The 10,140-nt window shown below is 49.9% G+C and carries 10 protein-coding genes and 1 tRNA gene; 2 read left to right on the plus strand and 9 right to left on the minus strand.

What is annotated here, in order from left to right:
* Positions 1–2: 2 nt before the first annotated feature.
* The 5 genes from folP to lipB form a co-directional block, all read right to left on the minus strand.
* On the minus strand, positions 3–854 hold the full coding sequence (gene folP / locus O4H47_RS11015; protein ID WP_269394030.1) for a dihydropteroate synthase: 852 nt from the start codon (positions 852–854) through the stop codon (positions 3–5).
* On the minus strand, positions 847–2,196 hold the full coding sequence (rimO, locus tag O4H47_RS11020) for a 30S ribosomal protein S12 methylthiotransferase RimO (protein ID WP_269394031.1): 1,350 nt from the start codon (positions 2,194–2,196) through the stop codon (positions 847–849). The genes folP and rimO overlap by 8 nt, the downstream gene beginning before the upstream one ends.
* A gap of 54 nt (positions 2,197–2,250) precedes the next feature.
* A complete protein-coding gene (locus O4H47_RS11025) occupies positions 2,251–5,277 on the minus strand; it encodes an aminotransferase class III-fold pyridoxal phosphate-dependent enzyme (RefSeq protein ID WP_269394032.1) in 3,027 nt (1,008 codons plus the stop codon).
* Positions 5,278–5,420: 143 nt separating this feature from the next.
* Positions 5,421–5,924: a DUF4282 domain-containing protein gene (locus O4H47_RS11030; protein ID WP_269394033.1), complete on the minus strand. Its 504-nt coding sequence runs from the start codon at positions 5,922–5,924 to the stop codon at positions 5,421–5,423.
* A gap of 77 nt (positions 5,925–6,001) precedes the next feature.
* Positions 6,002–6,688: a lipoyl(octanoyl) transferase LipB gene (gene lipB, locus O4H47_RS11035; RefSeq protein ID WP_269394034.1), complete on the minus strand. Its 687-nt coding sequence runs from the start codon at positions 6,686–6,688 to the stop codon at positions 6,002–6,004.
* Between the two features lie 162 nt (positions 6,689–6,850).
* Here lipB and O4H47_RS11040 point away from each other — a divergent pair, with 162 nt between their 5' ends.
* Positions 6,851–7,084 (plus strand): FliM/FliN family flagellar motor switch protein, encoded by a 234-nt coding sequence (locus O4H47_RS11040; RefSeq protein ID WP_269394035.1) that lies wholly within the window; start codon positions 6,851–6,853, stop codon positions 7,082–7,084.
* 103 nt (positions 7,085–7,187) lie between these two features.
* Positions 7,188–7,274 (plus strand) — tRNA-Leu (locus O4H47_RS11045).
* A gap of 57 nt (positions 7,275–7,331) precedes the next feature.
* On the opposite strand, the gene O4H47_RS11050 is transcribed toward O4H47_RS11045, so the two are convergent.
* The 4 genes from O4H47_RS11050 to O4H47_RS11065 form a co-directional block, all read right to left on the minus strand.
* A complete protein-coding gene (locus O4H47_RS11050; protein WP_269394036.1) occupies positions 7,332–7,871 on the minus strand; it encodes a hypothetical protein in 540 nt (179 codons plus the stop codon).
* Positions 7,872–8,007: 136 nt separating this feature from the next.
* A complete protein-coding gene (locus O4H47_RS11055) occupies positions 8,008–8,487 on the minus strand; it encodes a DoxX family protein (RefSeq protein ID WP_269394037.1) in 480 nt (159 codons plus the stop codon).
* Between the two features lie 2 nt (positions 8,488–8,489).
* A complete protein-coding gene (locus O4H47_RS11060) occupies positions 8,490–9,275 on the minus strand; it encodes a DNA-binding domain-containing protein (RefSeq protein ID WP_269394038.1) in 786 nt (261 codons plus the stop codon).
* The gene (locus tag O4H47_RS11065; protein ID WP_269394039.1) at positions 9,262–10,128 is read right to left on the minus strand and encodes a DUF692 domain-containing protein; all 867 of its coding nucleotides are present in this window, start codon (positions 10,126–10,128) and stop codon (positions 9,262–9,264) included. Before O4H47_RS11065 ends, O4H47_RS11060 begins: the two co-directional genes overlap by 14 nt.
* Positions 10,129–10,140: the final 12 nt, after the last annotated feature.

Consider the following 10,140-nt stretch of genomic DNA (forward strand, 5'->3'; position numbering starts at 1 on the left):
AATTATATTTCCCGAGCGGGTGGAGGGCTGTAATAGGTTGCGTGTGCAACTTGCAAAGCGTCATAGTTCTCGCGAACATCGTGCACACGAAATATATGCGCGCCCTGCGTGTATGCTAGTACCGTGGTTGCCCCCGTTGCCGCAACCCGTTCTTTAGGCTCAACCCCCAACAGTTTCCCAAGGGTCGATTTGCGCGAGAATCCAATAAGGATAGGGTACCCTAGTTCAACCAATTCGTCGATGCGACCAAGAAGCGTGAAGTTCTCTTCGTAGGTTTTTGCAAATCCAAACCCTGGATCAAGCACTATTTGAGATTTGGATAGTCCCGCATATTCAGCAATTTGAATGCTTTTGTCAAAGTATCGCTTTAGTTCTGAAACAATGTCTTTTTGTGTGTCGCGGTCTTCGTCCCAATGCATGAGAATAGATGGGATATTGTAGTGCGCGGCAACATCGGCAAGTTCTGGGTCCCGTTGAAAACCCCAAACATCATTGATGATTGAGGCACCAGCCTGAATGGCTTGGTGACCAACGATTGCTTTGTATGTATCGATTGAAACGGGCTTATTGATTCTGGCTTCCGCCAAAGCGTCAAGCACCGGCATGATCCGGTCTAGTTCGGCCTGTGCGCCGACTTCCTTGGCTCCGGGGCGGGTGCTTTCGCCACCAACATCGATGATGTCAGCACCTTCGCTTATCATTTGTTTGGCCTGACCAACAGCGTCTGCGGCAGCACTATGCTCGCCGCCGTCAGAAAAGCTATCAGGCGTGACATTTAATATGCCCATAACCAACGGTTTTGGGCCAAGCTCCAAGGTCTTATCGCCCATTTTCAGGGAGAAAGCCTTATGCATCTTTGTTTGCTTGTTGGGCTACATCAGCCGGGGTGCCATACAAGTCATATTCGTCAGAATCATTGATCGTGACTTTGACCATATCGCCGGGCTTGATGTTAATTGCGTCGTCAATAAACACTTGCCCATCGATTTCTGGTGCATCCCATTGGCTGCGGCCCAGAGCACGGTCGTCTTCTGGTGAAACATCATCAACCAGCACGTCGATTGTTCGGCCAACCTTTTTGCTGAGGCGATCAATTGAAATGGCCTGGGCTTTTTCCATCAAACGGCCATAGCGTTCTTGTTTGATCTCGTCGGGCACTGCGCCTTCAAGTTCATTGGCCGGCGCACCAGTCACAGGTTCATATGTGAAAGCACCAACGCGGTCGATTTGTGTTTCATCAAGCCAATCAAGAAGTTGCTGGAAGTCGTCTTCAGTTTCACCAGGGAAGCCAACAATGAATGTCGAGCGAATTGCCAAATCAGGGCATATGTCGCGCCACGCTTTGATGCGATCAGCGGTTTTGACTTGGTTTGCGGGTCGGCGCATGGCTTTGAGCACATTTGGCGCCGCGTGCTGAAATGGAATATCAAGGTAAGGCAGAATTTTGCCTTCAGCCATCAGGTGGATCGATTTGTCCACATGCGGGTAGGGGTAGACATAGTGCATGCGGATCCATGCGTCCATATCGCCCAATTCGCGGGCCAAATCATAAAAACGCGCATCAACGTCGCGCTTATGAAAGCGTGAAGAGGCATATTTGATATCTTGGCCGTATGCGCTTGTGTCTTGAGAGATCACCATGATCTCCTTAACACCGGCTTTGACCAAACGTTCTGCTTCATAAAGTACGCTTGCGATTGGACGCGACTGCAAATCACCTCGAATGGCTGGGATAATGCAGAAAGTGCAACGGTTTGAGCAGCCTTCAGAAATCTTCAAGTAGGCATAATGGCGTGGCGTTAGGCGCAAGCCGTCCTCGGGCACAAGTGTTTCAAATGGCTTGTGAACCGGCGGCACATTTTCGTGCACTGCGTTTACAACAGCCTCATATTGATGAGGGCCAGACACTGCCAAAACATTTGGATGGGTATCACGGATCAACTGCTCTTCAGTACCCAGACAACCGGTCACAATAACCTTGCCATTTTCTTTGATGGCTTCGCCGATTGCCTCTAGGCTTTCAGCTTTGGCGCTGTCCAAGAACCCACACGTGTTTACGATGACAACGTCTGCGCCCTCGTAGTCACGCGAAAAATTATAGCCTTGCGCACGCAGGGTGGTCAAAATGCGTTCAGAGTCGACAAGCGCTTTTGGGCAGCCGAGGCTGACAAGTCCGATGGTTGGGTTCTGGTTCATCCAAATTGCCTTTTTGAAGGATCAAAGCGCTTTCTAACGCTTTCAGGCCCCACGTCAAGCAAAGTCGGCAAACACTGCGTCCAACGTATCGCATAAGAAGTCCGCATTTTCTTTGCTGAACACCATGGGAGGCTTGAATTTCAACACGTTTTCAAGCGGCCCGTCGGTTGAAAGCAATATTGCGCGTTCGCGCATTTCATTTACGATTTGGCCAGCAAGATCAGTTGCCGGTTCCAGTGTTTCGCGGTCTTTCACCAGCTCAATGCCCAAGAACAATCCGTGCCCGCGCACATCGCCAACAAATTCGTATTTGTCTTTGCAGGTTTGCCAGCGGTTCAGGATATAGGCACCCAATTCTTTGGCGTGGCTTTGCATGTTTTCATTTTCAATCACATCCATTACCGCCAACCCGACTGCCATTGAGACTGGGTTGCCGCCGAAGGAGTTGAAATACTCCATGCCATTTGCAAAGCTCGTCGCGAGTTCTTTTGTGGTTACCACGGCAGCTAGCGGGTGCCCGTTGCCGATGGGTTTGCCCATCACCACAATGTCGGGCACCACGTCTTGTAACTCAAAACCCCAGAAATGATCGCCAACACGGCCAAAACCACATTGCACTTCGTCGGCGACGCATATACCGCCTTCTGCCCTGATCGCTGCATAAGCTGCTTGCAAATAGCCTTTAGGGTAAGCGATTTGCCCGCCAACGCCAGATATTGATTCCGCGATGAAGGTTGCGGCCCCATTTCCGGTTTTACTTTTGATGTTTCCAACGCATTCTGCGACAGACTGGGCGTAGGCTTTGCCTGAGTTTTCAGAATAGCCTTTGTGCGGCCCGCGATATGGGTCGGGAAAGTCAGCTATTTCAACAAAATCTGGTTGTGGGAAACCGCCTTTGCGCTTGAACTTATAGGGGCTGATGTCCACAGCACCCTGAGAGTTGCCATGGTATGCCCAATCGAGCACCACCGTGTTCTTTTGGCCGGTGGCGTGGCGCGCTATGCGTAGCGCCAATTCGTTTGCCTCGGTGCCCGAGTTAACGAAAAACGCAACGGACAATGGATCGGGGAGCTTTGACGTAATGCGCTCAGCATAGTCCAGCACCAACTCATTCAAATAGCGCGTGTTGGTGTTCAAAATGGCGGCTTGTTTGCTGATCGCCTGCACAAGATGAGGGTGACAGTGGCCAATGTGGGTGATGTTGTTGACACAATCTAAGTAGGCGCGGCCCGTTTCATCAAAAAGATGCACGCCATCGCCGCGCACGATTTTTAGTTTGTTTTTGTATGACACACTGAGGGATGGACCGAGCAATTTCGCCCGCCGTTCCATCATTTGTGCCGAATCTTGATTGTCAATCTGATAGGTTTCTGGTGCTTGGCCGAGCATTAGGTCTGGGTCAATGCAGATTTGGTTCCAAACGTGCCAGAGGCTTTTGTGGCCAACGCCATAAAAGTTTTCCTTGTGGCCGAGCATATCGGTCATGATTTGGAAATGCAGGTGGGGCGACCAGCCGCCATTTACATCCCAATCGCCAATGTGCCCAATAAGTTGACCAGCTTCAATTTTGTCACCTTCTTTATGCAACTCAAATATCGAAGGCGAGAGGTGACCATAAAGGGAATAGAACGGCGTGCCGTCGTCTGTTTTGTGCTGCAAGATCAAGGTGGGACCATAATCAAGGTGAATGGCGTTGTCGTGGACAGTGTAAACGGTGCCAGCGATCGGCGCGTAAAGCGGCTCGTCAGCGTCAACAAATACATCTAGTCCCATATGCATGGTGCGGCGTTCTGGTGACGCTGGAGATGCAAATGCGGCTGTTTGGTAGACAGTTCGGTCTTCACCGTAGCGCCCAATTCCATATCGCGTGTTCAGTTGCGCACGTTTGGCGTTGAACCATCCGTCAAACTCTTCAGCTGACAGATCCGGTACTCTAGGATCGCTGCCATCGGCAGGAATGACAAAGCGACGTTGATATTTGAAATCTGGCAAAAACATTGGGCAAAGGTTTTTGCGGTTCGCTTTTAAGAAAGCAGTGACTTCCTTACCGCCTTTTACAGCTTCAAAGCCTGCCGCATCGCGGAATAGTGCGGTCATGAAACCAACATCAACGCTTTCAAGCCTCTTGAGCAATTCAAAGGCAGGTTGTTGCGAGATTTTGAGGTATTCATTGTCCGGGTATTTTTTGGCTTGGTGCGAAGACATGCAAACGCTGGAAACGAGCCGCATGCGCGCCAGGTCGAACAAAACTTCCAGCTCTTGCTCTGTTAAGGCAAAAGCGCTTGTGTAGCCGCGCACAAGGGCGTGGGCGGCTGTGTAGATGTCTTCTTGGCCCAGCAACGCATATGCCATGCAAACGGCGAGCTCGTTTATTTGGCGGCCAAAGCACATATCGCCAAAATCAAACACACCTTTGATTTGTGATGCGTCATTTGGGTCGACAATAATGTTGTTGTCATTTGCATCTTGATAAAGCACCGCATTGCGCAGGTTGATAAGCTTGGGCTGAATGAGCGTTTCATAACGCTCGAAAAGCGCATTAACGCGTTGTGCATTGTCATGATTTTCGATGTCCGCACACATGGTTTTAAGCGCGAGAACATTGTCTAAGTTCCACTCAAAATTCGGACGGTTGGCGGCTGGATGTGAAAAACCTTGCAACGACGCTGACAATTGACCAATGGTGCTACCAAGGTTTGTAAGCGCTTGAGTTGAAGGAATTTGTGCGCTCAAGAGGGGACCATTGATGAAGGAAATGAGCCGGATCGCATGTCGCTGGCCGTTCAATTCAACGGTGAAAATATTCTGGCCGGACTTGTTTTCGATTTGGGCGGGGGCAAATGGATAGCCGCTTTTTGCCAAGTGCGCCATTGCGTTTGATTGCAACTCTAAAAACTCAAGATCTTCTGCAACATTTGCGATTTTAAGAACAAATTTTGCGTCACCTGTGTCAACGGCAATGTTCTGATCGCGTTCGCTTTCAAGTATGGTTTGTGCACCAGTCAGGCCGTAGTGGTCTGCCAAGATCTGGTCAATTTGAGTTGAGGTGAAAGCAGGAGGGTTAGAATCAAACGCAGACATGGGCTTCCCGGATGTTAGATTGTATCCAATTCGGTCAGCATAGTTGAATTTGCTTTTGTTCAATAGGGGAAACGCATTGCAACGGCGCGAATTATTTTAATGGGTTGATGCGGTTTGCGCATCAACCCAAGTGGTAGGTGAAGTTAGGATTTTGGCTTGGCCGTCGCGCTGGTTTTGGATGCGGCACTGGTTTTGGATGCCGTTGCACGTTTGCGAGCGGGTGCTCGCTTTGCAGCCGGCTTTTTCGCTGGTGCAGGTTCGATTGACTTTTGTTCTTCAAAGGTCGCATCGTCATCTGCCAACTCTTCCAGTGCATCCTTCACGTCATCAAAAATGCTCATGGCGGGGCGGGCAGTCGGGGCGAGCGTAATGTGGGCCTCGTTCTTCTTGAAAAAGATCAATAGCGTCTCACACAGCACACGCAGCAAAACGAAACTGCCAAGACCAACCACACCGATTTCCAAAAGTCCCCAAATGCCTGCACCAAATGACTGAGCGAACGAGCCAAACAGGTGGCGCACGGTCCAAATGCCGATGGCACCAAGCCCCAAAAGGTAGAGGATTTTGATGATCTTTGGTCCGATCATTCGATCAAGGTTGAAAATGGTTCCGCTGGTGGCGAGTTTTTTCAAGTCGTCTAGGGTCATTGTGCCGTTCAATATCTGTAAGAGAAGGAGAAATTCCGTCCCATTTGTATCAGATCATGAAGGTGATTTCCACAAAATTACCGAGCTGTTTCGACGGGGCCAAAGTGGCGTTCGAAAGCGATTTTTAGAGCAGAGTCTAGCTCTGGCATTGATACCAATTGGCCAAGGTCCTCAAAGCTTGTGACACCCTGATCAGTGATGCCGCAGGGCACGATGCCTTTGTAATTGTCTAGGTCAGGATTTAGATTAATCGAAATGCCGTGAAAGCTGATCCATCTCGAAACACGCACACCGATTGCTGCTATCTTGTCTTCTCTTCCAAGGCCCTTGTCTTTGCGTTTTACCCAGACACCAACACGCCCATCAACCTGATAGCCTTCGATATTGAACTGCGCCAATGTGTCGATCACCAAAGATTCCATCGCGCGAACAAAGGCGCGGACATCGCGACCACGTTCTCTAAGATCGAGCATGAAATAGACGACCCGCTGCCCAGGCCCATGGTAGGTATATTGGCCACCTCGACCCGCGTCAAAAACAGGCAAGAAATCTGGGTCTGTTAAATCGTCCGTTTTGGCTGACGTACCAGCAGTGTAGAGCGGGGGGTGTTCAAGCAGCCATGCACGCTCTTGTGCGCCGTTTGTGGCCATCTCAGCCACTTGCGCCTTCATTTGCTCTAGGGCAACGGGATAAGGAACGGGGGCGTCAGCAATTTGCCATAGGGTGGGTTTGTTGTCGGGACGAAAAAGTGTTGCAAGTGACATCGGCTTGGTGTTCTAACCTATTCAAATTGGCGCAGGTGATTTGGCTTTGTTAATGGTTCGCTAACCATAAATTCAGCATAGTCATTCGGTGAAGCATGATTTAGGGCAATTCTGCGCCTGCTTCAATTGTCTATTGTATCAAGATTTGGTGTTGGCAGTAAAATGGATAGGTTAAAAGCGATTGAGGTTGATATAACGGTTGAACTTGGTGCAACCGATATGCCGATCCACCATTTGCTCCGCATGGGCCGTGGCGCCGTTATTGAACTGGACGCCACCGAGCACGATCCCCTTAAGATCTACGCAAACAACACGCTTGTCGCCATTGGTGAAATCAAAATCGATGATGGTCAATTGTCTGTAGATATTACTGAAAAGATTATACGCAACAAATAGCGTTGAGGAAAATCTCGCAAATTCCATCAATTAGCTTGTCACTTTGAAACTCATTTGCTAATGGGTGGCGCGCTCACATGATTGGTGAGCATTTCTACCAAATGCGGCCGTGGCGGAATTGGTAGACGCGCAGCGTTGAGGTCGCTGTGGGGTAACACCCGTGGAAGTTCGAGTCTTCTCGGCCGCACCAAACAAAAAGCCCTGGTCAGCTAATGCTGCCAGGGCTTTTGCTTTTTCGTTGCTCAGATTATTGAGCAGTTTTTGCCTTAAAGTCTTCCCAAATTGCTTTCAGTGCGTCTTGGTTGTCGCCTGCCGCTTGAATTGCAGCTTTCAACAATGACTTTTCAATATCGCCCAAGTTTGATTCATCAACCGACTTGGTCAAAGATTCAACGCTCAGGGCTTCCTGTACAGTTTCAACCGCATTGTTGACTTCAGTTTGAGCCGCGGCGGCGGCGTCCGCTGCAGCTTTTGCTGCGTCCTCAGCTGCCTTGGTTGCGGCTTCTTCGGCGGCTTTTGCCAAATCGGCTGCAGCGGCTGCTTCAGCTTCAGCTTTTGCTTTGGCTTCTGCTTCAGCTTTTGCGGCTTCTTCAGCAGCGGCCTTAGCAAGTTCTTCAGCGGCTTTCGCCTCTGCAGCAGCTTTTTCGGCTGCTTCTTGTTCTGCTGCTTTTGCAGCAGCTTTAGCTTCAATGCGCACTTGCTCGGCTTTTTGGCCGCTATCATAAACATAGTAACCGCCACCGATGACGATGATGGCTGCGATAATTGCTAATACTGTCTTGTTCATTTGCCTTGCCCCGTTGGGTTCCCTAGCGCCTATTGCGCGAAGGTTCTCGATTGCGCGATTTCAAGGCGCAATTGTGGCAAGATAGCACGAAATGAAATGGGCCACACACCATTGCGTGACCCTTTGGGTTTTTACGCTATTTGATCTTTAAGACGCGGCGCACAGCTTCGTCGACAGAGAACATGCCGGGGCCAACGACAATGACCACCAATGCGGCAAGCGCCCAGCTTGCGTGAATCATCCAAGCTCCAGGGTAAACAAGCTGAATGACAGCCGTCATACCCAATAGGCCCAATGCTGCAAATCGAGAGAACAATCCGGCGATTAGGAATACGGGCAGGATTACTTCGCCGAGTCCTGCGAAGTGGGCGAGAAGTTCAGGGGCAGGAAAGGGGATTTCTGACCCGAAAATGTGCAGCTTATATTCTTGTGAAAACAAGTATTTTGCTGATGAATTGACGCTGAATGGGAATTGCGACCATTTTGTCCAACCAGAATTCCAATATGGCATGCCCAAAAAGAAGCGCACCCACAAAAGGATTGCAGACCCGACAAGCGCGCCGGGAAGGCCAAACATATGCAAACGGTCAAAGCGACCAAAAACGGTTCCGAGCATTATCAGGTTCCTTTTGTATCTAAAATGATGTTGGCAATCGCGCCAGTTTGGATCAGCAAACTAAACATCGCAGAAAAATCGAAATCATCATTGTTGGCCAGGCCGATTTCTGCCGCATGGTTCAGCGTTTCACCGTGGATTATCGCCAAAATGGGATCAGCAAGGTCTTTCGGGACGTTATGGACATTTACATCTAATTCTGGCCGCACGATCAAAGCAGTTTCCCCATTTTGAGGGTCTATACCGTCCAACGTTTGCATTTTGGTGGCGGCTGCCCAAAGGTTGATGACGGGGAAAGGCGAACTAATCAACGCCACCGAAGGCAAAAACGACACTGTTGCATCGCCCAATTGTTCTGGGGGAAGTGCAGAAAGCTTTTCAGCAGAAATAGGGGCAATGTCGGCGCTGTGATAGGCAAGCCGCCATGCGCGTTCGAGTTTGGCGATATCAGGCAAGAATGGGATCTTTTGGGCTGGCGCATAATTGGCAACAAAATCTGCAAAGCCTTCGCCAAAAAGGATCATCAACTGCGAACTTGGCGGCACGTTGGTTAAATAGGCGCGGCCCAAGGCGTTGAAGAAGTCCTCGCCCACAAGGTTTTTGCAAGCGGGGTAAGCTGCGGCGAGGGCTTCGAGGTAGCTTACAATAACATTGTTTTTGTAGACACTGTAGCGTTTGGGAGCAGCCACACCATTTGGATCGACTACGCCATTTGGGGCGGTCGCCTCGGGATCAAACAAGCGGGCCGCAAACTCTACCTGTGAGAATTGTTGCTTACTGAGCGGCATGGGTGTCTGCTCCCAGTTCGATCATCAAGGATTTGGCATCCATTGCTTCATGATAAAGCGTTGGCCAGTCTGGAACATCATTGTCCCATTCAATTAGTGTTGTGATTTCACCCGTTTTTTGAATGACATGCCGGTAGAGTGACCAGACGTCGGGGGCGACTTTGCGGTCGTGGGCGTCGATAAGTAGTCGCTCACCGCTATCGTCAACGTCCTCTGCGTGTCCGGCGAGATGGATTTCGCCCACAGCGTGTGTGGGGAAACTATCCAAATAGTCAAATGCATCCATCTTTTGGTTGTTTGCTGAAATATAGACGTTGTTGACGTCAAGAATTAGCCCGCAGCCTGTGTGCTTTTGCATTTGGGTGATAAAATCAATCTCACTCATCTGCGTGTCGCTAAAAGCTACGTAAGTAGAAGGATTTTCCACAAGGATTTGCCGCCCGAGTGTGGTTTGAGTTTGGTCGACATGTTCGACAACGCGATCAAGTGTTTCCTGTGTGTAAGGAATTGGCAGCAAATCGTTTAGGAAAAGAAGGTTTTTGGCTTCGTCGTGGCTGGACCATGCCAGATGCTCAGACACAAGTGCTGGTTGATAGCGATCGACAAGGCTTTTGAGACGGTGCAGGTGGTTTTGATCTAGGTTGCCCATGGTTCCCAGAGACAGACCAACGCCGTGGATGCTGAGCTGATATTGATTGCGCAGAGCGCCTAACATGCGATGAGGGATGCCCCCGTCGCCCATATAGTTTTCTGCATGGACTTCAAAGAAACCAAGGTCGGGTTGGGATTCCATGATGTTTTGGAAGTGTTCGGGTTTGAAGCCGACGCCTACGCCAAAATATTTGCCAATCATGTGCTCTGCCCC

It is taken from the genome of Maritalea porphyrae (assembly GCF_027213965.1).
Lineage (GTDB): Bacteria > Pseudomonadota > Alphaproteobacteria > Rhizobiales > Devosiaceae > Maritalea > Maritalea porphyrae_A.